This is a genomic window from Streptosporangium nanhuense, assembly GCF_059358815.1.
In genome coordinates this window covers 127,011-147,981 of sequence record NZ_JCADBG010000011.1, presented here as the reverse complement: position 1 = coordinate 147,981, position 20,971 = coordinate 127,011, and the positions used below count along the sequence as shown (strand labels likewise).

The following is a 20,971-nucleotide window of genomic DNA, read 5'->3' as shown; positions in this document are numbered from 1 at the left end:
GCGTTCGGGGCCCCCGCCGAGGACAATTTAAGCGGAGCATCGCTCCGAAACAATACGGAGCAGCGTTCCATTTCGCAAGTCTCGACGGAGGTTCCCATGACGACTCCCGGTCCCGCCGGCTCGGCACCCCGCGCGAAGCGCGTCGATGCCAGGCGCAACGAACAGACCCTGCTGGAGGCCGCCGCCGCTGTTTTCGTGACGGACGGCGTGGACGCGCCTGTGCGGCTGATCGCCGAACGTGCGGGGGTGGGCATGGGGACGATCTACCGGCACTTCCCCACGCGTCCCGCGTTGGTGGCGGCGGTGTATCAGCACCAGGTGGAAGCGCTGGCGGAAGCGGGCCCTTCACTCCTGCGCGAGTCCGGCGACCCCGGGGTCGCCCTCCAGCGATGGGCGGCCGGCTTCGTCGACTTCCTCGTGACCAAGCACGGGCTCGCCGGTGCTCTCGGGGCCGACAAGGAGGGCGTGAACACCCTGCATCAGTACTTCGTCGACCGGCTCGTCCCGGTCTGCGACGCCCTGCTTGACGCCGCACTCGAACCGGAGGCCACCGGGCGAGTGTCCGGGTACATGCTCATGCGCGGCATCGGCAACCTCTGCATCGGCGGCGGCAACGACCCTCACTATGACGCCGCCCGCCTGGCCGCCCTTCTGGTGACAGGGGTGCTCACCGAGGCACGGCACGGCCGCGGCTCGGACACCGTCGCTCCGGAAGACGACTCCAGCCCGCCGCGCGACGAACAGTGACCCGAACACCGATCACGGACGTCGCACTCGATCCGGCGGCTGCACCATCGGTGAGTCGTCGGTTCGCTGATCGGAGAAACGGCGGCGCCAGGGCCGGCCGTCCGCTCCAGCGCGGCAGCCGCCAGTGTTGCGATCGCCCTCCGGTGGTCGACGGCGGCTGCGCGGCCGCCGCTGTCGCAGCGCTGTGGTCGGCGAGCTCGCGGGCGGGTGGCAGGCCCGACGGGAGGAGTCAAGCGGGATCCGTGCCGTCCTCGGCCGCCTGTGCGAGGCCCAATTGCTGGTGCGCGAGGATGCTGGCCCGGGTGAGCACGTCGATCTGTGCGGTGTTGTAGAGCGCGGCCACGGCGTCGACCAACGTCTGCTGAGTGGCGTGCTCACTCTTGGACAGGCGTCCGGCAGGGTTGTTCAGCCACGGATAGTCGATGAGCTTCTGGACGATGAGCGGTGCGAGTCTCTCGGCGAGGCTCTGCCGGGTGGCCTCGTCCGCGTCCGGAGGAAGGGCGTCCACCTCCGCGTTGACGGGATCGGTGTCGGTTTCCGTCATGCGCTGCAGGTCTTTCAGGGCGTCGTCGTCATACAGCCGGGTGTAGACGTGGATGAGGGAGGTGTCGGCCGCGGACAAGTGCCCAGCGGCGGACTCGAAGCCCGCCGGGGTGTCGGCCGGCACGCCATCGCGCAGAATGACGGCGATGTCGGAGCGGGCCCTGCGCAGGCGCTCCATCTCGGCGGCGAGCTGGGCGTCGACCTGGCGCAACACCTCCAGGGGAACGTCCCCGTTCGACGTCGCCACACCGATCTCGGACAGGGGCACCCCGAGCTCCACAAGGCGGCGGATGCGCAGCAGGCAGACAAGATGCGGTACGCCGTACTGCTTGTATCCGTTGTACCGGCGCTCCGGGTCCTCGAGCAGGCCTAGCCGGTGGTAGTGCCGGATGGTGTTCACCGTGGTGCCAGCGAGCTCGGCGAGTTCTCGGGTGCTCCAGGCCATGTCTGTCCCTTCCTGGATCACATCGGACACGGATGCATGTCGTGGCCGATGCCTGGAGGTCCACGCGATGATCTCGATGCGGGCCACGGGATTTGACGTGATCCCACCGTCGAGTCAAGTTCACAGGAGAGTTCTCGACACTGTGTTCCTATTGGTCCTCGCGGGCACATTAACACAGCGGATGCGGTTGCGTCCACGGAGGTGGTGTGCGAGTTTTCCCAGGTGGCAGGCGTGGCGCCGTGAAACGAGGACGGCCGTCGCGTGATCCTTCAGGTTGCCAAACCAAGATCGAAGGAATACAGAGCGATGGCCGTGAACAACGGTGCGGACCCCGCCGTGTGGCCGGCGGGGCGGATCCAGCAGGGCGATCCGGATCTGTTGCGATCCCTGGTGAAGACCATGGCCGAGACGTTGATGTCGGCCGAGGCCGACGGTATGTGCGGCGCCGAGTACGGCATGCGCAGCGAGGAACGCACCAACCGGCGCAACGGCTACCGAGGCCGTGGGTGGGACACCCGCGCCGGCATCGGCCTGGAGTTCCTCACCGGAGAGCCGCAGGGCTCCCATGACCCGCCTGTCACCTGGCACACCCTGCCCACCTTCGCCATGCGCAGGATGATCGAGTGGAAGGTGCCGGTCCGGCCCGCCGAGCCGGGGACGTACCTGCACGTCTGGCAGGTGACCGCGCACATGCTCGGCATCAAGGACGAGTACGTCCCCGCCACCCAGGACGCCACCCAGGACGCCGCCTACGCCCGGTCCGACCAGATCCTGCCCCGCGACATGGGCCCGGCGCAAGAAAGGCGGCCCGGGGTCACGGGCGCCCGGGCCACTTGAGGGAGCAGACATTGACGGTGCGGGTCGAGAACTTCGGGATCTGGATGAGCCTGGATTTCGGTGCGATCCGTCCGTTCGCGAGGCGCTTCACCCGGTAGGCGCCGGGCCGGCCCCGGAAGTAGTGCGTGCCGTTTTCGTCGCGCGCGCTGCTCGCGACGCCCGGACCCACGACCGTGACCGACACGCCCCCCACGTGGGCACACCTGAAGACCAGCTTGAGGAGTCCGTACGGCGGTGCCGCCGCGGCCGAGGGAGATGCGAAGCCGACGGTGGCCACGGCGAGGCTCGTTGCGAGCGCGCCCGCAAGGGCAGAACGCCGGACGATGCTGAGCATGATGATCCTTTCCTGGAGAACTCGGCCACTCTAACCTCGTCTCCCATATGCGCAGCGTGGTTCGGAAGAATGGTGAGGCATTTGCGGAGGTTTCTCGCAGTGTGTGGCAGACGAAGCGCTATAGATCTGGCCGAAATGCCCCGTCACTCGGGCCTGGCTTCCCGTGGCCACGCCGGCTCCCGTGGTGGACGTGGCTCGGCCTCAGGGTTCGCGGGCGCGGAGGTACGCGTCCAGGCCGGTGGCGCCCTTGAGCATCAGGATGGAGTTCCCTTCTCCTGACGCACGGGCTGCGGCTTGAGGTCGAGGTGCCGGCGTAGCGCCTCAGTGAACTCGTCGACCTTCACCAGCTGTTCCGGGGAGAGCGCGTCGACGAAGAGCTCGCGCACGTCACGTAGGTGCGGCACTGAGCCGTGCTGGAACGACTCCGCTCCGAAGTCGGTCAGCCGCACGTCGATGCCGTGGACGTCGTCGGGGCACGGGGCTCGGCGTACGAGCCCGCGCTTCTCCATCCGCCCCAGGTGGTGTGACAGGCGGCTGCGTTGCCAGCCGATCAGTTGGGCCAGCTCGGAGGAACGCATCGTCCTCCGATCCGCCTCGCTCAGTGCGAGCAGCACTCGATAGTCGGCGGAGGACAAGGACGACTCGCTCTGGAGCCGTCCCTCCAGGAGGGTGCGCAATGTTTCGGCGGTCTCGATGTAATTGCGCCAGATGCGCAGCTCCTCGCGCGTGGGCATCGCGCGGCGCTTCTTCTCCGCCATGGCACCTCCCGGAATTGACACGTCAACTCTGCACGTTACAGGATTGACACGTCAATCCCAATCACGGTGAGACCCGGATCCCACAAGGAGCGAACCCATGACCGACAGCACCGCCGTCCAGTTCGGTATCGACAGCTTCGGCGACCTACCTCGCGACGATCAAGGAAATGTCGTCTCCCATGGTCAGGCGATCCGCGCTGTCGTGGACGAGGCGGTCCTCGCCGACCAGGTCGGCGTGGATGTCATCGCCCTCGGTGAGCACCACCGCCCCGAGTACTCGATCTCCACTCCCGAGACGGTGCTGGCCGGCATCGCCACCAGGACCGAGCGCATCCTCCTCGCCTCGGGTGTGACAGTCCTGTCCTCCGACGACCCGGTGCGCGTCTTCCAGCGTTTCGCCACGGTCGACGCGCTCTCGAACGGGCGCGCCGAGGTGATCCTGGGCCGCGGGTCGTTCACCGAGTCCTTCCCGCTGTTCGGGTATGACCTGGCTGACTACGAGATCCTCTTCGAGGAGAAGATCGACCTGTTCCACAAGCTGCTGGACGAGGGACCGGTCACGTGGGAGGGCACCACGCGCGCCGCGCTCAAGGACGCCGACGTGTTCCCCAAGACGGAGTCCGGGCGGCTGACGACCTGGGTCGGTGTGGGCGGGTCGCCCCAGTCCGTCATCCGGACCGCGCGGTACGGGTTCCGGCTCATGCTCGCGATCATCGGCGGTGCGCCCGACCGGTTCGCCCCGTACGTCGACCTGTACCGGCGCGCCACGGAACAGCTGGAGACCACCGCCTACCCGGTCGGGGTGCACTCGCCCGGCTTCGTCGCCCAGACCGACGAGGAGGCCAAGCGACTTTTCTGGCCTGGCTACAAGGAGATGCGCGACCGCATCGGCGCCCTGCGCGGCTGGCCCCCTGTGCGGCGTGAGGAGTTCGAGGCCGACGTCGAGCACGGCTCCCTCTACGTCGGTTCGCCCGAGACCGTCGCGCGCAAGATGGCCCGTGCCATCCGCACGCTCGATGTCGGGCGCTTCGACCTGATCTACTCCGCCGCCGGCTCCGTCTCGGCCGGCGACCGTCTGCGCGCCGTCGAACTGTACGGCACCAAGGTGATCCCAATGGTGCGCGAGCTGCTCGCCGAGGAGCCCAGCACGCTGGAGGTGGCCCGATGACGGTGCGCACGGCCGTACGCACCATCGGCATCCTCGGGGCCGGCAAGGTGGGCACGGTCCTGGCCCGCCTCGCTCTCGCCGCCGGGTACCGAGTACTCGTCGCGGGGTCGGGGGACCCCGCGAAGATCGCCCTCACCATCGACGTCCTGACGCCCGGCGCCTCCGCCGTCTGGTCCGCCGAAGCCGTACGGGACGCCGACGTCGTGATTCTCGCCCTCCCGCTCAGCAAGTATCGCGCGCTCCCGACCGACGAGCTGCGCCACAAGCTCGTCATCGACACCATGAACCACTGGTGGGAGGTCGACGGGCCCCGCGAGCGGTTCCTCGCGCCCGGCGTCTCCTCCAGCGAGGAGGTGCGGCGTTTCCTCGACGGTGCACGCGTCGTCAAGGCCTTCAACCACATGGGGTACCACGACCTGGAGGACGAGGGCCGGCCCGCCGGGGCACCGGGCCGCAAGGCGATCGCGGTCGCCGGTGACAGCGAGGCGGACGTTACCGAGGTCGCGGCGCTCGTCGATGACCTGGGCTTCGACCCCGTGCCTATCGGACCTCTCGCCGAGGGTGTCCGGCTCGAGCCGGGCACCGCCGCCTTCGGCGCCAACGTCCAGGCCGCCGAGCTCCGACTTCTGACCCAGGCAGCCGTGCGCAACCCGATCGTGGAGTGATCCAAGTGAGCGATCCGGAAGCGGCCTCGGAAGTGATGCGGTCCATGACACAGGTCGGAGGCACCACCGGGGTCGAGGTGCTCTCGGCCCGCGACGTGCCCTTGGGCGGACCGCGGGCCTTGCGGGTGCGGCGCACGATTCCCCGGCGGGCTCGGACACCGATCGGCGCCTGGTGCTTCGCCGACCACTACGGACCGGTCGAGGTGCCGGCGGGCGGCATGGACCTACCGCCGCATCCCCACACGGCGCTGCAGACGGTGAGCCGGCGCTTCAGTGGCACCATCGAGCACCGCGACAGCCTCGGCACCCACTCGCTCATCCGTCCGGGAGAGCTCAATCTCATGACCGGCGGCCACGGCATCGCCCACTCCGAGGTCTCCACCGCGGACACCACGGTCCTCCACGGCGTCCAGTTGCGGGTGGCCCTGCCCGACGCGGATCGGGAAGCCGGGCGTGACTTCCAGCACCACGTGCCGGAGCCCGTACGGATCGACGGGGCCGAGCTGCGGGTCTTCCTCGGCTCAGTGGCGGGCGAGACCTCTCCGGTGCGGACGTTCACACCCCTGCTGGGTGCGCAGCTCGACCTGGAGCCGCACGCCACGGTCACGCTGTCCATCGACCCTGGATTCGAGCACGGCCTGCTCGTCTCGCCATCGTCCTGCCTCCGGCCGAATCCGCCGCACGCCCCGCCGGCGCCGATGATGCCGCCTCGCCCTGTGCGACCGCCCGCTCCGGATGCGCGATGCGGCGGCCGTCGTCGTGCGGCGCCGCCTCGCCGTTCCGCTTCTTCCGGCTCGGAGCGGCGAGGGATCGACCGGCGGCGCCGACGGCACTTGACCCTGTTGCCGGAACACAGTGTTGAATGCCCGCGTGATTTTGACTTTGCTCGATGACTTGGCGCGGGTAGCGGTCGAGCGCCGCTTCATCGCGATGCTCGGCGCGCCCGCGACGCTGCTCGCACGCTGCCGCCGATGGTCGCCGGCCGGCGTCCTGCTCTTCACCGCTGAAGTGTGACGCACCGCTCGAAACCTTGACCTGGTGGTGAGAACAGGGTGTCGTCTGGTCCGGACTGAACGACAACCTGCTCCGACTCACTTCTCAGTACCCCAGGGGGATCAGCAATGTTCGTCAGGAACACGTCCGTGATCGCCGGGAGCGCAACGTGGCCGGCATGACCGACATCAGCGAAACCGTCGTCGTCCTGGGCGCCACGGGGCAGCAGGGAGGATCGGTCGCCGCTGCGCTGAGGGCCGACGGCTGGGCAGTCCGCGCGGTCGTGCGCGATCCGTCCGGCCCCCGGGCCCGGTCCCTGTCCGCCGCCGGCATCGAAACCGTCCGTGGTGACCTCGCCGATCCGGAGTCGCTCCGCGCCGCCTTCTCCGACGCCCACGGTGTCTTCAGTGTCCAGCCGAACTCCGGCCAGGCCGGCGCCGAGGTGACCAACGAGGACGAGGTCCGCTTCGGCACGGCGGTGGCCGACATCGCCGAGCGCTGCGGCGTCGCCCACCTCGTCTACAGCTCGGCGATCACTGCGGGCTCGACGACGGGCGTCGACCATCTCGACACCAAGAGCCGTATCGAGCCCCACGTCCGGAACCTGGACATCGCCGGCACCATCATTCGGCCGGCGACATTCATGGAACTCCTGGTGACCCCCGAGATGGGCCTGGCCCGGGGACACCTGTCCTTCCTGATGCGTCCCGACCAGGCCATGCAGTTCATCGCGGTACGCGACATAGGCCGCGTCGTCGCCGCGGTCTTCGGCTCACCCGATCTCTATACCGGCCGCACCATCGAGATCGCCGGTGACGCTCTCACCGGCAACGCCCTGGCCGCGCAGCTGGCCCAGGCCACCGGCCGGCCGATCAGCTACAGCCGCCTGCCGACGACCCTGCTGGCGCAGGATGAGGTCCTCGGCAAGTTGGCGGCACTCGTCGACGACGGCAGGCTGGCCGGAAACGCGGAACTCGACGCGTTGCACGCGGAGTTCCCCTTTCTGCTGCGCTTCGACCGCTGGCTGGCGGGCCCTGGGGCGGATCTCCTCGAATCGAGGCCGTCGTAGCTGGTGATGTGCCGCGGCCAGCCGTCCTTAGCCGGCCCGGCCACGACGAATGTGCCGAGCAAGGCGATCACCCCGATCAGCACAGCGCCACGTTTTCGGTACATGCAAACCTCCTGCGTCGTCCGCCGGCATTCGGTGTCATGCGACACCATGTCGCGGGAACACCGTCAAGGTCTTGACCCTGTTCGGAGAACATGGTTTCTGCTGGGCCGGAGCCGCGACCTGTCCTGCAGGCCCGATGAAAGGAACCGAAGTGAAACCCACCGTCGTTCTGGTGCACGGCGCGTTCGCCGAGTCCGTCAGCTGGGGCGGCGTCATCCAGCGCCTGCTCGACGACCGTTACCCGGTCATCTCCGACGCCGCCGTCGAACTCGCCGGCGCGTCGCACGCCATTCCCGTGTCGGAGCCGGTCGCGGTCGCCGAGATCGTCCTCGACGCCACCCGATCGATCGGCTGAACCGTGGAGAAAACAATCACCAACTTGTGGCCCCGGCTGCGCGTGGCCGACTGGACCGAGACCCGCGACACCCTGCACATGTGGACCCAGATCGTCGGCAAGATCCGGATGGCGTACACGCCGTCGGCCAACCACTGGTGGCACGTCACGCTCTATCCCACGGCCCGCGGCCTGACCACCTCGGCCGTGCCGTACGACAAGGGCGTCTTCGACATCGAGTTCGACTTCGTCGACGAGCGGCTGCGCGTGCGCACCAGCGACGGCGGCTCGCGCGATGTGGTTCTCGAACCGAAGCCCGTCGCGACGTTCTACGGCGAGACGCTCGAGGCGCTGGCCGCGCTCGGCCTGAAGCCCAGCATCCACCCCGTGCCCAACGAGGTCGAGCTCGCGATCCCCTTCGCCGAGAACGACCGGAACCGCTCGTACGACGGGGAAGCCGCACGACTGTTCTGGCGGCAGCTGCTGCAGGCCGAGCGGGTGATGAGCCGCTTCCGCTCCGAGTTCGTGGGAAAGGCCAGCCCGGTGCACTTCTTCTGGGGTGCGATGGATCTGGCATACACCCGCTTCTCCGGCCGGGCCGCCCCGCAACACCCGGGCGGCGTGCCCAACTGCCCGCCATCGGTCATGCACGAGGGCTACTCGCACGAGCTGGCCAGCTTCGGTTTCTGGCCGGGCGGCGGTGAGGAAGGCGCCTTCTACGCGTACGCGTATCCGGAACCGCCGGGCTACCGGGAGCGCACGGAGGCGTACTTCGACACGACCCTGCAGGAGTGTGTGCTTCCGTACGAGAAGGTGGCCGAGTCAGCCGATCCCGACGCGACACTCCTCGACTTCCTCCGCGCAACCTACGGTGCCGCCGCCGACCTGGCCGCCTGGGACCGCTCGGCCGTGGAGGCGTGACCGTCGCGTCCCCTGGACGGGGGCTCAGGGGACGCGACGCCGGCCGCCGAGCCTTGCCCGCCGCCGTCGCTGCCGGGCCGGTCCGGGCCGGAGCGCTGCCGTTGTCGGCGAATGTTTAGACGGTGCGCATGGGCGGTCTCGCCGCCCACCCCGGACGCGGTGTTCGATTACCAGATCGGCGGCGCCTACGACAATCCGGCCGCCAAGGTCGTCAGCCGGGACAGGCAGGACGAGGCCGACCACGACCTTCACGACATCCGCACAGGGACGGCAGCGGAGTAGTCCGGCTTGACCCGGTGGCGGGAACATGGTTTTGGCTTGCGGGGACGAAAGGGAGTCCGCACTGTGCCCAGAACGAAGATCGACCAGCTCTTCGCACGGCGAGCCCAGGTGTTCCGCCGCTCCGGCCTCTCTGGTCTCGTACTTGTGATCTGCGCGATTTCGGCCATGGGCTGCACGCCGGCAGAGAACGAGCAACCCACGCCGGCCGCCGGTTCGTCAGCGGCTGACCTGACGAAATTCTATTCTCAGAAGCTGGACTGGTCGGGCTGCGCCGAGTTCGCCACCAGCAAACGGGAAGCGGAGATTCTCGCGGACCCCAAGGCCCAGTGCGCACGGTTGTCGGTTCCGCTGGACTACGACGACCCGAAGGGCGCCACCGCGTCCGTCGCGGTCCTGCGTGTCAAGGCGCGGGGGGAGTCGAAGGGCTCGGTGGTCTTCAACCCGGGCGGCCCGGGCGGCTCCGGCGTGTTGGGCGGGCTGGCCGTGAGCCGGGGGCTGGCCAAGAGCCGCATCTCCGAAGCCTTCGACATCGTCGGCTTCGACCCGCGCGGTGTCGGTGCCACCAGGCCGGCTGCCGACTGCCATTCGGAGAAAGGCACGACGCGGGGGGACAAGGTGTTCCCCACGTTGACCTTGACCGTCGATCTGACGGAGGAGGACACCCGCGCGGTGTTCGACCGCTGTGCCGAGGGATCCGGGGGCGCGAAGGGGCTCGCTTCGATGGGCACCCGCACGACCGCTCGCGACATGGACGTTCTGCGAGCCGTTCTGGGCGACGAGAAGCTGACCCTGCTCGGCCAGAGCTACGGCACCCGGCTCGGCTCGGTCTACGCCGAGCAGTTCCCGCAGCGGGTGCGGGCGATGATCCTCGACGGCGCGTTCGATCCGGGGCTGGGCACGATCGAGCGGCGACTCGCCGCCTACGGCGGGTTCCAGCGAGCGTTCGAGGTGATGGCGGCCACCTGCGCCAAGGACGCCTCGTGTCCGCTGGGGACCGACCCGAAGGCCTGGACCTCGAGATTCCAGGCGCTCATGCAGCCGCTGCGGGACAAGCCCGTGCCCGCGCTGGGCCAGGAACTCGACTTCGACGGGGCCGTCGGCGGTGTGATGGCGGGACTGTACAGCCCGACGCTGTGGCCCGCCGTCGTGCGCGGCCTGAACGAGGTGCGGCAGGGGCGCGGCGACAGTCTGATGCGTCTGGTCCAGGACCTCGGCGGCGGTGCGGCCGACAACGCGGTGAACGGCAACGTGACCGAGGCCCTCTTCGCGATCAACTGCATGGACGAGCGGCGCCTCACCCCGCAGGACGTCGCCCGGTTGCGCGCCCGGGCGTTCGAGGTCGCCCCCTTCATGAGCCCGGGCGGCGACGTCGGGCGGGGCGCCCGGGACGGATGCGAGTTCTGGTCGGCGCCGCCGACTCTCGGCATTCCGTACGCCCAGAACATTCAAGGCCTTCCGAAGACGCTCGTCATCTCGATCACCGGTGACCCGACGACCCCGCACGCGGGCGGCGTCAAACTCGCCGAGACCCTAGGCAGCGCTTTGCTGACCGTGAAGGGCGAGGGGCACACGGTTGTCTCCGGAGGGGCCAACACGTGTGTCGACAAGATCGCCGCCGACTATCTGATCGATCTCAAGCTGCCGGAGCCGATGCCGGAATGTTCGGTCTGAGCCGGCGGAAAGGCGGTGTCGTGTTGATGACGAACCCAGGGTGGGCAGCATGCGACCGATGATTCTCGTTCACGGCGCGTGGCACGGCAGTTGGTGCTGGGCCTCGGTCACCCCCCACCTGGCCGCTCGTGGCATACCGTCGGTCGGGGTGGACCTCGCGGGGCACGGCTTGAACAGCCGGCCGCCGTTCGCCCGCTCGGCGCGGCCCTTCGATCCGGCGGCGCTGGCCACCGAGCTCTCGCCGGTCGCCGGCGTCAGCGTGCGCGATGCCGCCGAGGCGCTCGTCGACCGGATCCGGCTGGCCGGGAACGGCGAGCCCGGCGTCGTCGTCGCGCACAGCCTCGGTGGCGTGATCGCGACCGCCGCCGCCGAGCTCGCTCCCGAGTTGTTCGCCCACCTCGTCTATCTCAGCGCGTACGTCCCTGTCACCGCGTCCGTGGCCGAACTCGCCGCGAGCTACCACTCCTTTGACCGGGTGCTGGTCGCCGACCCCGCGGTGGTCGGCGCGCTGCGTCTCGACCCGGCGAACCCTGCCCTCCGGGATGAGATCCGGGAGCTGTTCTACGGCGACGTCGACGTGTCGACGGCCGAGGCGGCCATCGCCTTGCTCAGCAACGACGCGCCCGCGCAGTTCGCCGCCGAGAAGGTGACGGTGACCCGGGAGCGCTTCGGCGCGGTCCCACACTCGTACATCGTCTGTGCCAAGGACAACGCGATCCCGGAGGTCCTGCAGCGCCGCCTGGTGCGGGCCATCGACGCCGCTTCCGTCGCGGCGACGGGGGTGGTCACGCTGGACAGCTCCCACTCCGCCTTCCTGTCCCGCCCGGCGGAGCTGGCCGGGGTCCTCGCGGAGGCCGAACGGGGCGGGGGCTCCTGGAGCCGCTGAGGCCGACGATGGCACCGGAGCCGCAGGTTCGGCTCGGGCTGCGCTTTCTGGTGCTCGGCCCGGTGCGGGGTTTCACGGCGAGACGGAGCTCGACCTCGGCCCGCCGCGGCAGCGGGCGCTGCCGGCATCACTGACCGGCAGCGGATGACGCCCGCTCGAGAAGTCCGCAACCGCCCTTGCCCCGGTGCCACCTTGCGCGCCGGTGCGTACGTGCAGGGGCCGGTCATGCTTGACCGTGTCCCTGGAACATGGTTTTTGATGACCGGGTGTTCGAAGAATGGCGGCGGCGCCGAGCCATCCAGCGCCTCAAACTCGGGGACGGGCACGCGCTGAAGCGATTCCGCTGGTGGCAGCCTCTGTCCCGGTCCCTGCTCTATCTTCCCGCGGACGCCGGCGCGGGCCGGCCGGCGGAATACGCGGTCGACGTGAACCACATGAAGAGCAACGAGAACCTCGACACCGAAGCCCACCTGTATCGCGACGGCCGGCACTTCGAGCGGGCGAGGCTCCCTGCCGTCTTCCCGATCGAGGGCGGCGCGATCGAGGTGGAGACGTCGGCCTTCGGCCTCCGGCGGTGCCACTTCGTCGCCGACGACGGGACCGAGCAGCAACTCGTGCCGGATCCGCGCTCGGCCGAGGGGCGCCGCGCCCGGCTCGACCGCGAGCGTCCGTTGCTCAGCCGCTGGATCGGCGTGATCTCCCTCGTCCTGATCCTCGTGCCGCTGATCCTCGGCCTTCTGCAGACCGCCGAGTCGATCTCCCGGTTTCCGCCGCTGGCCGAGCGGTTCGGTGTCTTCGAGTCGCCGATCGATGCGTCGGCCTGGCTCAACATCGCGCTCGTGATCAGCGCGACGGTGGGCAGCACCGAGCGTGCCCTGCGCCTGCGGTACAACCGGTGGCTGGACGCGGTGGCGGACTGACGGCGGGTCAGCCTTCCGCCCGCGACTGCCGGCGGGCCAGCTCTTCGGCGCGGTGGATGACGTCGAGCTGGGCCTCGTTGTGGAGTTCCCGCAACGCGTCGATGAATGTCTGCCGCGTGACGGACCTCCCCTTCGACACGTGGGCCATCGCGTCGTTGTCCATCCAGGGATGGTTACGAAGGGTACGGACCAGGGACGGTGCGTACTTCTCGGCGAGGTTCTGCCGCGTCGCCTCGTCGGCGTCGGCGGGCCGGCCGCTTGACCCGGTTCCTGGAACAGGGTGTCGCATACGGGGAGACGTTCATGGAAGGAGCCGGTATGACACTGGAAGCTGCGATCCGTTCCAACGACGTGGCGGCGGTGGTGGAACTGCTCGAGTCGGGCGCGGACCCGCACCGCCGCGGCGCCGATGGTCACCACCGCGCTGGGCGGCATCGGCGAGCCCGCCGTCGGGGCCATCCACTCCAACATGTTCCCCGCCTGCGGCACCGAGGAAGCCACGAACGAGCAGGAGGAGCGTGCCCTGCAACGATGGCGTGACTTCCAGGCCCACGAGTCGGGCTATCAGCACGAGCAGATCCAGAGCCCTCAGACGATCGGGTACGCGCTCACCGACTCGCCGGTGGGGCAGGCGGCCTGGCTCTACGAGAAATACGAGCAGTGGACGGACCACGACGGCGATCCGGAAAACCTGCTCAGTCGCGACGAGATGCTGGACAACATCACGTTGTACTGGCTGACCGGCACCGCCGCCTCCTCGGCTCGCATCTACTGGGAGAGCTTCCGCACCTACCGCGACCCGAAGGTCGAGGTGCCGGTCGGCGTCAGCCTCTTCCCCCGCGACATCTATCTCGCCGCACGTCGCTGGGTGGAGCAGCGTTACCCGAACCTCGTGCACTACAACGAGCTGCCCAAGGGCGGACACTTCGCCGCCTGGGAACAACCCGAGCTGCTGGCTGCGGAGGTGCGGGCCACCTTCCGCCACGTACGCCAGAGATCCGCGACGAAAAGCACCGACGCTTCGTGAACCCGACGCCGACATCGCTTTCCTCGACAACGCCCGTCCCTTCGGTACGCGCATCGGGATGGCCTGGTGGAGTCGCTTTCGGTCGGCCGGCGGTGGCCCTTCGCTGATCATTCTGGCCGTCATGGATCCGGCCGTGCTCGCCTTCGTCCGGCTCCGCGAGCGGTCGCGCCGCACCGGTCCGGAGCGAGGGGTGTAGCTCGTTCATCGCTTGGGCAGCACGGCCGCCGCGAGTATCACGTTGTTGACGATGGTCGCGGCGAAGCTGCGGGCGATCGCGTCGGCGGCGGCATCGGCTGCCCAGACGCCGTGCTCGAGTTGCTTGGCTCGGGCGATGGTCGCGGTGGTCCGCGGGATCTCGGGATGGAACCGCGGCAGCATCCCGCTTCCGGACAGCAGTGCCACGAGCGCGGCGAGGCGGGGCTCCGGCTCCGTCTCGCCGACCAGCACGCCCCGTACGCCGCGGAGCAGGCTCCTGCGGCGCCCGGATTCGCCGTCTGTCAACATCTCCCTTCTGGGCGCTTCGGTCTCGACACAGGTTGATCGGTGGATGTCGTTGCGCTCGATGAGACGTTCGAGCAAGGGGCGGCGCAGGACCGGTCCGATCACGGCGAGCGTCGCCTGGACGCCTCGCGGCCTCGAGGTGAGGTAGTCCCACGTGGATCGCAGGAGGTCGTCCGTCGGTGGCCGCTCGGCGACGGCTTCCACCCGGGTCGACCCGCTCCATCCGGGTACGGTTCGCACGTGCCGGCCGATGCTGAGATCCGCGAGCATCGCTCCGGCGAGAACGTAGGGAAGCGTTTCCTCACCGGCGACGACTCCGGTGCCCTCCGGCCCGGAGAACGGCTGGAACAGGAGTAACAGAAGGTCTTCGGCCAGGGTCGGCGGGCCGAGCCGCTGTGTCATCGCGTGATCCTTTCGGCGGGGAACGCGACGCGAGTCCGGGAAACGCGACGCAGTCGACGGGGGGAGGGTGGAGCCGGAGGTCAAGCCACCACGAACGAGACGACACCCCAGACCAGGGTGGTGGTCAACGTCGTCCAAAAGACGATCGCGATCGCCTGCCACAGCAGCACCCAGGAGCGCGAGGTCCCCGAGGCGATGAGCATGGCCGCGGTGAACTGGGTCGGCACGGCCAGCGGTCCGAGCAGGCTCGCTCCGGGCACACCGAAGCGCACGAGGTAACGGCGGAAGCGCCGGCGCCCCTTGGACTCGGGGCGCTCCTCGCGGCTGCTCGGCCGGTGTCCGTGAGCGACCGCGGCGGCGCGGGCCCGCGAGCTGATCAGCACGACGACGAGTACGCAGAGGAAGTTGCCCGCGGCTGCGGCAACCGCGGCCACCACGGGATGGATCCCACCGACCACTCCGATCGGCGATGCGCCCTCGCCTTCGATGAACGGGATCGCGCCGGCCAGCATGACGACGAACGGCTGGACCAGTTCGGGCACCTCGGCCACGAGGTCGCGGAAGTTCTGAACGAGCGTTTCGACGGGATTCACGGCGGGCTCCTCGATCGGGGAGATGCGTCACCACCGAGTAGAGACCGTGTGCTCAGCACAGAGTCAAACGCCCTGTTCGTGGCATTCCCGAGGATCGGGCGCGTTCCCCGCCGGGGTCCGCCTCGGGCCACCGGCTCGGTACTGTTGAGCGAGGATTCCGGCCCGGCCCAGCACATCGACCTGGGCGGCGTTGTAGAGCCCGACGACGGCGTCGATGAACGTCTGGCGCGTGACGTGCTCGCTCTTGGACAGATGCCGGGCGGGATCGCGCAGCCAGGGATAGTCGACCAGATGCTGGGCCAGCCGCGCGGCGAGCTTCTCGGCGAGGTTCTGGCGGGTCGCCTCGTCGGCGTCGGGCGGCAGGGTGTCGATGTCGTGGCTGATGGGATCCGTGTCGGCGTCCACCATGCGCCGCAGGTCCTTCATCACGTCGTCGTCGTAGAGCTGGCTGAAGACGTGGATGAGTGAGGTGTCGGACGCGGTCAGCCGCGGCGCGACCGACTCGAAGCCGGCGGGCGCGTCGGCCGGCGCCCCGTCGCGCAGAATGATCGCGATGTCGGAGCGGGCTCGGCGCAGACGCTCGACCTCGGCCGCCAGGTCGGCGTCGACCTGGCGCAGCACTTCCGGAGCGGGGGCGCCGCCCGAGGTGATCGCGCCGATCCGGGAAAGGGGTACACCCAGCTCTACGAGACGCCGGATGCGCAGGAGGACGACGAGATGCTGTACCCCGTACTGCTTGTATCCGTTCACCCGGCGTTCGGGCTCGTCGAGCAGGCCGAGCCGGTGGTAGTGCCGAATCGTGTTCACCGTGGTGCCGGCGAGTTCCGCGAGCTCACGGGTGCTCCAGGCCACGTCGGTTCCTTCCTGGGTCTGACCCGGCGGTCGGCTGTCAGGTGCTGGCTCGCAGTTGACACCGTGTTCCCACCACAGGGTCAACGCGCCGACGACTCGGATCTCGAAAGCTTCCTCAAGTCGCGCCCGCGCTTCGAACACCGCCGTGTCCGGCTCCGTCGTCCGGGCCAGTGCGCGCAGACGTGCGCAGAAATTGGAGGCAATGACGCGAAAGACCTTGCGTACCCGTACCCGGGCGCTGGCGGCCATCGGCCATCACCTCCGGGTCCTGGGTGAGGCGGCCCACCGGGCAGCCCCGCGGGGCGTCCCGCCCCCGGCCCGGACAGGCGCTGATCCGCTCGAGCGGAGTCCCGGAGCCGGAGAACTCCGCCTCCGCACGGGCGCGCGGGTCGTCGGCGCCGCGGGCGATCGCGGCCGGCGTCAGGTCGGGCCGGCTCCCGACGGGCACGATCCCGCGCCTGGCGAAAGAGCGAGGGGCGGCGGGCTCACCCAGGTGCGCCGCTACGGCAGGGCGGGCACGGCCGGCGCGGTGTTGGTCCAGCCGGCCTCGAGCATGGTCCGGGTGCTGGTCTCCTTGAGGGACAGCTTGCCGCTGATCGTGGTCGTCTGGCTCTCGGACAGCAGAAGCATCGTGTCGGTGTCCACGATCAGGTAGGTCTTGTCCTTGATCGTCAGTCCGTTGTCCTGAACGGCCTTCGGGTGGTCGATCGACAGGGCCGCGCCGGTTCTGCCCATGCCGTCCTTGGACTCTCCCCGCGAACGGACGGCGGGCATCGTCAGCAAGGCCTGGTAGGCCGCGGCGCGGACGTTCTTGGGCACCGGAAGCCGATGGAGCATCATCGGCAGCGCCCCGGTGATGTCCTGGTCCACGTTGTTCCGCTCGGCCCGTTGGACCCGCGCGGCCTCGGAGAGCCAGGACTTCAACGCGTTCGGGTCCGCGGGCAGTCGCTGGACCTCGTCGTACGTCAGCCGCTGCCCGGCCAGAAAGAACTTGTCGTCGTTGCCGCGTACGGGCCCGATGTGGCCCTTGTCCGGCTCGGCCGACAGCTTCACGACCTGGCCGTCGGCCGTGCGGTTCCACTTGGCCGGCGAGCCGTCGCGGCGCCACGCCTTCCGGTCCGCCGCGCTCTTCGGGTACGCCCCCGCCTTCCGGTATCCGAACCAGGCCTTGCCGTCGGGCGCGGCCCATTCCTCGCTGAGCCTCTGCTCCACCACCCAGTATCGATTCGCGCCGCTGCCCATCTGGCGGGGACCGGTGCGCTGGGTCAGCACCCTCGTATGCCAGTAGGCGCCTTCCGGTGGGGCCGACTCGGAGGCCGTGAGACGTGCCTCCGGTGCCTTCACGACGCTCGGCAGGCCCAGCAGGGCGGCGGCGCCCACGGCGGCCACGACGCCCACGGCGGCCAGGCCGGTGCCGACGGCGATCAGCGGCCGGACCGGTGCGGTCGCGAGCTTCATGTGTTTCCTCCAGAGGTTCGAAGTGACGTCCCCCAATACGCCTGAGCGCCTCACAAGGTTGCCTGCGACACTCGGGCAACTATTGGAGGATCCAAGGCGTATTAGGGGGCGTGAAACGGGACAGACAGACGTGAGCGGCGCGGAGCACGACTTCGGCGCGTTCGTAGCCGCAAGGGCCTCCACCCTGCTGCGGGTCGCCTACCTCGCCTGCGGGAACGAGGCGGAGGCGGAGGACCTGCTGCAGACGGCGCTGGAGCGTACCTACAGGAACTGGGACAGGGTGCGGCACGACAGCCTTGAGCCCTACGTGCGCCGCGTCATCATCAACACCGCCATCAGCCGGGCCCGCCGCCGGGCGATCCTGAACATCATCCCGGTGCGCATCCTGCCGGAGAGGGCGGAGCGTTCGACCAACGTCGATCTGCGCCACCTGCTCATGGACGCGCTGCGTGGCCTGCCTCCCCGGCAGCGCGCGGTGGTGGTCCTGCGCTACTGGGAGGACCTCAGCGAGGCGCAGACCGCGGAGGTGCTCGGCTGCACGGTCGGCACGGTGAAAAGTCAGACGTCGAAGGCGATGGCCAAGCTGCGTGCAGCGCTCGGCGAGGCATCCGTGGAAGGAGTGATCGGCAGTGCCCACGCTTGAGGAACACCTCCGCCAGGTCATGGCGGAGGAGACCGCGAGGCTGCACGCCGCACCCGACCTGGGGGACCGGGTCATCCGGTCCACGAGGCGGATGAGGACGCGGGGCAGGGTCGCGGCCCTGGCCACGTCGGTGGCCGTCCTCGCGGCAGGCCCCCTCTACCTGGCGGTGGCCCCGGGCGCCGTGCAGACGCCCGCCGTGTCGGAGACGCCGGCCGTCTCCGACACGCAGGGGCCGCCCGCCATCGACGACACCCCGCCCGTGCCGTCCGCCCCTCCCAGCCTCGGGGACCTGGGCGACGGGAGGACGCTCAAGCACGTCAGGGTGGGTTACCTGCCCGAGGGCCTGCGGTGGGGCCACTGGTCGGTGGACCACGGCGACAGCTACTCGACCTCGTGGAACTTCGACGGCGACAAGAACGGCTTCTACTGCGTGCAGATCTTCGTGTACGAGGGGGAGGCCGTCCAGGAGGTCGACGACCGCGTGCGGGGGTATCGCGACGAGGGGGAGGGCGAGGAGGTGACTGTCGGCGACCGGACCGGCTATTCGGTCATCGAAAACGTCGGCGAGGACGGCATGAAGGGCACCCCCGCGCTCATCCTGAACATGGGGGAGCAGCGGCGGGCCGAGATCATGTTCAGCCCCACGTACGCGAGGAGATTCCCCAACGCCAAAGCCGTCGACCGCGAGCTGATCAAGATCGCCGAAGGTCTCACCGCCGACGACCAGTAGTGCTTCGTCAGGTGGTCAGGGCGGTTCCGGCTCGGCCGGGAATCGCACGGCGGGCGTGGTCCGCCGGGCGTCGCGGCCCGCGTCGCCCGGCGGATCCTGGCGTTGACAGCCGCGATCCGGCACAACCGCGCCACCGGCCGGCCCGCCACCCGGTCATCGATCGCCTACGACCACTGACCGGACTCACTCGTCCAGAGCGTTCCGGGGAGGGAGGGGCTCCGCGGTGTCGCGCCGCGCCACGAACACGAACTCCCCGCCCGGCCGGTCGGGCGCGTCGCGTACGTCCTCGACGACGAAGCCGTGCTCGTGCAGGTCCCGCTCGATCTCCCCGCGTTCGCGGAAGCGAAGTGTCGAATCCGAGGTCAGTACCTCACCGTCCGCGGCGAACACGTGCGTGCCCCGGAAGCTCACCAGAGGCAGGCTCACCTCCGTCAGCTCGGCCCAGGTCTCGACGCGGCCGACGCCCGGAATGTCCGTCACGCGGTACGTGCTCTCGCGCGTCCACCCCGCCCACTCCTCCCACACGCGCCGCGCCGGATCACGCGTCTCGAAGACGAGCCGCCCGCCGGGCCGCAGCGCCTCGTACGCGCCGCGCAGCGTCCTGCGCCATGCCCGCGGATCGGCGATCGCCTGGGCGACGTTCCCGGTCATCGTCACCAGGTCGACCCGCATGGGCGGCAGGTCGCCCGCGTCGCCGTCGAGCCAGCACACCCGCTCCGCGCCCGGCTTGCCGCGCGCGACGTCGACGGACGCCCGCGCGGGATCGATCCCGGTGACCGTGATCCCGCGCCCGGCGAGCAGCAGCGCGAACACGCCCGTACCGCACCCGATGTCCAGCACGGACCGCGCGCCGAACTCCCGCGCCATCGCGAGATACGCGTCGAGATCGCCGCGGTCCGGATCGAGCGGGTCGTAGATGGCGGCGAGGCGCGGATGCCCGAACATTGCGTCAACCATGGAAACGACCGTATATCGCCTTGAGCCCGCGCATCGGAGGTCCATGGCTCCGGCGTTCTCCTCGATGAGCGCCTACGGCCGCGCGGGCGGGTGAGTGCGGCCGAGCTGCTCGCGGGTCTTGGCGGTCGGCTGGCGAGTGCACCGGTTCGGGTGTCCCGGACGGCGGGCGGTGCCGGGGATGCGCTGGTCCGGCCAGGACGTCGACGCGGCGAACGGCCACGGTAGCGGCCGTCGGCCGTGTCAGAAGCGGAACCGCACGATGCGGGTGGACCGCTTCATGCCCGGCAGCAGATTCATGACGCGGTACACGCGGCGCACGTTCGCGGGCGCCTTGGCCATCAGCACCGGCGAGTCCGTCATCGGCGCCTCGTCGACGTATTCGAGCCGCGGGTGCCAACCGGCCGGCTCTGCCGGGTCGTTGAAGCCGCAGTGGAACTGGGTGCCGTACCTGCGCAGCACGGGATGCCATTTCGAGGTGCGCCACGCCCAGACCGACACCGTGTCGAACTGTATCTGTCCGGCGGGAAAGGCTTCGACGACGCCGATCAGCAGCCGCCGGACGTCGGTCTCGGTCAGATAGGGCACCAATCCCTCGGCGATCATCAGCACCGGCCGGCCGCGGGGAACGCGTTCCAGCCAGGTCAGGTCGGTGACACTGGAGTCGATCAGGGTGTAGTGCTCGCGTGGCGGCAGGAATCGCCGCCGCAGGTCGATGACGGATCGATAGTCCAGGTCGTACCAGTCGACGGTGGCGGGCGGGTCGATCCGGTACACCCGGGCGTCGAGGCCGCAGCCCAGGTGCAGCACCACCGCGTCAGGGTGATCGGCGAGGAAGCTTCGCGCCCAGTCGTCGTGGGCCTTGGCGCGCACCACGGCGGCGAGGCCTATCTGGCTGGTGCCGAATCTGCGTTTGTCGTAGCCGGGGTCGAGGCGGCGCATCGCCTGCTCGGCGTACCCGTCACCGAGGATCGGGTCCGGTAACCGGTTGTCCAGCGCTTTGGCCTTGAGGACGGGTCTCAGGGTCTGCTGCGCTCCGACGAGTTCGGTGTCTCCCATACAGCTACACTAGGCACATTTCACGAATTTCGTGAAGTTCGTGAACACTTTCCACGACCAACAGCAGATGAGGAGCT

General features: G+C 69.5%; 25 protein-coding genes and 2 pseudogenes. 17 read left to right on the top strand and 10 right to left on the bottom strand.

Features of this window, described 5'->3' with window-relative positions; genetic code table 11:
• Window positions 1-96: 96 nt before the first annotated feature.
• The gene (locus tag AC5L38_RS22060) at window positions 97-747 is read left to right on the top strand and encodes a TetR/AcrR family transcriptional regulator (protein ID WP_495244713.1); all 651 of its coding nucleotides are present in this window, start codon (window positions 97-99) and stop codon (window positions 745-747) included.
• 229 nt (window positions 748-976) lie between these two features.
• On the opposite strand, the gene AC5L38_RS22055 is transcribed toward AC5L38_RS22060, so the two are convergent.
• Entirely contained in the window at window positions 977-1,822 is an 846-nt protein-coding gene (locus AC5L38_RS22055) for a MerR family transcriptional regulator (protein ID WP_495244712.1), read from the bottom strand.
• A gap of 219 nt (window positions 1,823-2,041) precedes the next feature.
• Between AC5L38_RS22055 and AC5L38_RS22050 the strand changes: the two are divergent.
• Window positions 2,042-2,260, top strand: a pseudogene (locus AC5L38_RS22050) (transposase); the annotation flags it as partial.
• Between the two features lie 289 nt (window positions 2,261-2,549).
• Here AC5L38_RS22050 and AC5L38_RS22045 read toward each other — a convergent pair.
• Together AC5L38_RS22045 and AC5L38_RS22040 are read right to left on the bottom strand one after the other, a co-directional pair.
• Entirely contained in the window at window positions 2,550-2,906 is a 357-nt protein-coding gene (locus AC5L38_RS22045; protein ID WP_495244711.1) for a hypothetical protein, read from the bottom strand.
• 254 nt (window positions 2,907-3,160) lie between these two features.
• A complete protein-coding gene (locus tag AC5L38_RS22040) occupies window positions 3,161-3,664 on the bottom strand; it encodes a MarR family winged helix-turn-helix transcriptional regulator (RefSeq protein ID WP_495244710.1) in 504 nt (167 codons plus the stop codon).
• Between the two features lie 97 nt (window positions 3,665-3,761).
• On the opposite strand from AC5L38_RS22040, the gene AC5L38_RS22035 reads away from it, so the two are divergent.
• The 11 genes from AC5L38_RS22035 to AC5L38_RS21985 all read left to right on the top strand — a co-directional run bounded on the left by AC5L38_RS22035 (window position 3,762) and on the right by AC5L38_RS21985 (window position 12,675).
• A complete protein-coding gene (locus tag AC5L38_RS22035; protein ID WP_495244709.1) occupies window positions 3,762-4,832 on the top strand; it encodes an LLM class flavin-dependent oxidoreductase in 1,071 nt (356 codons plus the stop codon).
• Window positions 4,829-5,497 carry an NADPH-dependent F420 reductase gene (locus AC5L38_RS22030; RefSeq protein WP_495244708.1) on the top strand — a complete coding sequence of 223 codons (669 nt, stop codon included), beginning with the start codon at window positions 4,829-4,831 and terminating at the stop codon, window positions 5,495-5,497. Before AC5L38_RS22035 ends, AC5L38_RS22030 begins: the two co-directional genes overlap by 4 nt.
• A 5-nt stretch (window positions 5,498-5,502) precedes the next feature.
• Entirely contained in the window at window positions 5,503-6,390 is an 888-nt protein-coding gene (locus tag AC5L38_RS22025; protein WP_495244707.1) for a pirin family protein, read from the top strand.
• Window positions 6,368-6,511, top strand: coding sequence for a hypothetical protein (locus AC5L38_RS22020; protein WP_495244706.1), 144 nt, complete (start codon window positions 6,368-6,370; stop codon window positions 6,509-6,511). The genes AC5L38_RS22025 and AC5L38_RS22020 overlap by 23 nt, the downstream gene beginning before the upstream one ends.
• Before the next feature lie 157 nt (window positions 6,512-6,668).
• Window positions 6,669-7,559, top strand: coding sequence for an NmrA/HSCARG family protein (locus AC5L38_RS22015; RefSeq protein WP_495244705.1), 891 nt, complete (start codon window positions 6,669-6,671; stop codon window positions 7,557-7,559).
• A gap of 253 nt (window positions 7,560-7,812) precedes the next feature.
• The gene (locus AC5L38_RS22010; RefSeq protein WP_495244704.1) at window positions 7,813-8,016 is read left to right on the top strand and encodes a lipase family protein; all 204 of its coding nucleotides are present in this window, start codon (window positions 7,813-7,815) and stop codon (window positions 8,014-8,016) included.
• Between the two features lie 3 nt (window positions 8,017-8,019).
• Window positions 8,020-8,916, top strand: a complete 897-nt coding sequence (locus AC5L38_RS22005; RefSeq protein ID WP_495244703.1) for a DUF5996 family protein — start codon at window positions 8,020-8,022, stop codon at window positions 8,914-8,916.
• A gap of 159 nt (window positions 8,917-9,075) precedes the next feature.
• Window positions 9,076-9,198 carry a hypothetical protein gene (locus AC5L38_RS22000; protein WP_495244702.1) on the top strand — a complete coding sequence of 41 codons (123 nt, stop codon included), beginning with the start codon at window positions 9,076-9,078 and terminating at the stop codon, window positions 9,196-9,198.
• Between the two features lie 63 nt (window positions 9,199-9,261).
• Window positions 9,262-10,869 carry an alpha/beta hydrolase gene (locus AC5L38_RS21995; RefSeq protein ID WP_495244701.1) on the top strand — a complete coding sequence of 536 codons (1,608 nt, stop codon included), beginning with the start codon at window positions 9,262-9,264 and terminating at the stop codon, window positions 10,867-10,869.
• A 58-nt stretch (window positions 10,870-10,927) separates the two neighbouring features.
• Window positions 10,928-11,755 carry an alpha/beta fold hydrolase gene (locus AC5L38_RS21990; RefSeq protein ID WP_495244700.1) on the top strand — a complete coding sequence of 276 codons (828 nt, stop codon included), beginning with the start codon at window positions 10,928-10,930 and terminating at the stop codon, window positions 11,753-11,755.
• A 266-nt stretch (window positions 11,756-12,021) separates the two neighbouring features.
• The gene (locus AC5L38_RS21985; RefSeq protein ID WP_495244699.1) at window positions 12,022-12,675 is read left to right on the top strand and encodes a hypothetical protein; all 654 of its coding nucleotides are present in this window, start codon (window positions 12,022-12,024) and stop codon (window positions 12,673-12,675) included.
• Between the two features lie 7 nt (window positions 12,676-12,682).
• Here AC5L38_RS21985 and AC5L38_RS21980 read toward each other — a convergent pair whose 3' ends face one another.
• Window positions 12,683-12,838: a hypothetical protein gene (locus AC5L38_RS21980; RefSeq protein WP_495244698.1), complete on the bottom strand. Its 156-nt coding sequence runs from the start codon at window positions 12,836-12,838 to the stop codon at window positions 12,683-12,685.
• A gap of 246 nt (window positions 12,839-13,084) precedes the next feature.
• Here AC5L38_RS21980 and AC5L38_RS21975 point away from each other — a divergent pair, with 246 nt between their 5' ends.
• A complete protein-coding gene (locus tag AC5L38_RS21975) occupies window positions 13,085-13,702 on the top strand; it encodes an alpha/beta fold hydrolase (protein ID WP_495244697.1) in 618 nt (205 codons plus the stop codon).
• Window positions 13,703-13,903: 201 nt separating this feature from the next.
• On the opposite strand, the gene AC5L38_RS21970 is transcribed toward AC5L38_RS21975, so the two are convergent.
• From AC5L38_RS21970 to AC5L38_RS21955, 4 genes are all read right to left on the bottom strand, one after another.
• On the bottom strand, window positions 13,904-14,605 hold the full coding sequence (locus tag AC5L38_RS21970) for a GOLPH3/VPS74 family protein (protein ID WP_495244696.1): 702 nt from the start codon (window positions 14,603-14,605) through the stop codon (window positions 13,904-13,906).
• An 80-nt stretch (window positions 14,606-14,685) separates the two neighbouring features.
• The gene (locus AC5L38_RS21965) at window positions 14,686-15,198 is read right to left on the bottom strand and encodes a hypothetical protein (RefSeq protein ID WP_495244695.1); all 513 of its coding nucleotides are present in this window, start codon (window positions 15,196-15,198) and stop codon (window positions 14,686-14,688) included.
• Between the two features lie 63 nt (window positions 15,199-15,261).
• Window positions 15,262-16,299: a MerR family transcriptional regulator gene (locus tag AC5L38_RS21960; protein WP_495244694.1), complete on the bottom strand. Its 1,038-nt coding sequence runs from the start codon at window positions 16,297-16,299 to the stop codon at window positions 15,262-15,264.
• A 252-nt stretch (window positions 16,300-16,551) separates the two neighbouring features.
• Window positions 16,552-17,508: a hypothetical protein gene (locus AC5L38_RS21955; protein ID WP_495244693.1), complete on the bottom strand. Its 957-nt coding sequence runs from the start codon at window positions 17,506-17,508 to the stop codon at window positions 16,552-16,554.
• Window positions 17,509-17,638: 130 nt separating this feature from the next.
• On the opposite strand from AC5L38_RS21955, the gene AC5L38_RS21950 reads away from it, so the two are divergent.
• The 3 genes and pseudogenes from AC5L38_RS21950 to AC5L38_RS21940 all read left to right on the top strand — a co-directional run.
• Window positions 17,639-18,151 carry a SigE family RNA polymerase sigma factor gene (locus AC5L38_RS21950; protein WP_495244692.1) on the top strand — a complete coding sequence of 171 codons (513 nt, stop codon included), beginning with the start codon at window positions 17,639-17,641 and terminating at the stop codon, window positions 18,149-18,151.
• Complete coding sequence (locus tag AC5L38_RS21945; protein WP_495244691.1) at window positions 18,138-18,881, top strand: hypothetical protein; 744 nt, start codon at window positions 18,138-18,140, stop codon at window positions 18,879-18,881. The genes AC5L38_RS21950 and AC5L38_RS21945 overlap by 14 nt, the downstream gene beginning before the upstream one ends.
• Before the next feature lie 27 nt (window positions 18,882-18,908).
• Window positions 18,909-19,058 (top strand): annotated as a pseudogene (locus tag AC5L38_RS21940) (IS982 family transposase); the annotation flags it as partial.
• A gap of 6 nt (window positions 19,059-19,064) precedes the next feature.
• Here AC5L38_RS21940 and AC5L38_RS21935 read toward each other — a convergent pair.
• Window positions 19,065-19,838, bottom strand: a complete 774-nt coding sequence (locus AC5L38_RS21935) for a class I SAM-dependent methyltransferase (RefSeq protein ID WP_495244690.1) — start codon at window positions 19,836-19,838, stop codon at window positions 19,065-19,067.
• A 240-nt stretch (window positions 19,839-20,078) separates the two neighbouring features.
• A complete protein-coding gene (locus tag AC5L38_RS21930) occupies window positions 20,079-20,894 on the bottom strand; it encodes a class I SAM-dependent methyltransferase (protein WP_495244689.1) in 816 nt (271 codons plus the stop codon).
• Between the last annotated feature and the right edge of the window lie 77 nt (window positions 20,895-20,971).

Bases quoted from the DNA above. Each gene is read 5' to 3' on its own strand.
- AC5L38_RS22060 (WP_495244713.1), top strand. From the start codon at position 97: ATGACGACTCCCGGTCCCGCCGGCTCGGCACCCCGCGCGAAGCGCGTC.
- AC5L38_RS22045 (WP_495244711.1), bottom strand. From the start codon at position 2,906: ATGCTCAGCATCGTCCGGCGTTCTGCCCTTGCGGGCGCGCTCGCAACG.
- AC5L38_RS22040 (WP_495244710.1), bottom strand. From the start codon at position 3,664: ATGGCGGAGAAGAAGCGCCGCGCGATGCCCACGCGCGAGGAGCTGCGC.
- AC5L38_RS22035 (WP_495244709.1), top strand. From the start codon at position 3,762: ATGACCGACAGCACCGCCGTCCAGTTCGGTATCGACAGCTTCGGCGAC.
- AC5L38_RS22030 (WP_495244708.1), top strand. From the start codon at position 4,829: ATGACGGTGCGCACGGCCGTACGCACCATCGGCATCCTCGGGGCCGGC.
- AC5L38_RS22015 (WP_495244705.1), top strand. From the start codon at position 6,669: ATGACCGACATCAGCGAAACCGTCGTCGTCCTGGGCGCCACGGGGCAG.
- AC5L38_RS21990 (WP_495244700.1), top strand. From the start codon at position 10,928: ATGATTCTCGTTCACGGCGCGTGGCACGGCAGTTGGTGCTGGGCCTCG.
- AC5L38_RS21980 (WP_495244698.1), bottom strand. From the start codon at position 12,838: ATGGACAACGACGCGATGGCCCACGTGTCGAAGGGGAGGTCCGTCACG.
- AC5L38_RS21975 (WP_495244697.1), top strand. From the start codon at position 13,085: ATGGTCACCACCGCGCTGGGCGGCATCGGCGAGCCCGCCGTCGGGGCC.
- AC5L38_RS21970 (WP_495244696.1), bottom strand. From the start codon at position 14,605: ATGACACAGCGGCTCGGCCCGCCGACCCTGGCCGAAGACCTTCTGTTA.
- AC5L38_RS21960 (WP_495244694.1), bottom strand. From the start codon at position 16,299: ATGGCCGCCAGCGCCCGGGTACGGGTACGCAAGGTCTTTCGCGTCATT.
- AC5L38_RS21955 (WP_495244693.1), bottom strand. From the start codon at position 17,508: ATGAAGCTCGCGACCGCACCGGTCCGGCCGCTGATCGCCGTCGGCACC.
- AC5L38_RS21935 (WP_495244690.1), bottom strand. From the start codon at position 19,838: ATGGTTGACGCAATGTTCGGGCATCCGCGCCTCGCCGCCATCTACGAC.
- AC5L38_RS21930 (WP_495244689.1), bottom strand. From the start codon at position 20,894: ATGGGAGACACCGAACTCGTCGGAGCGCAGCAGACCCTGAGACCCGTC.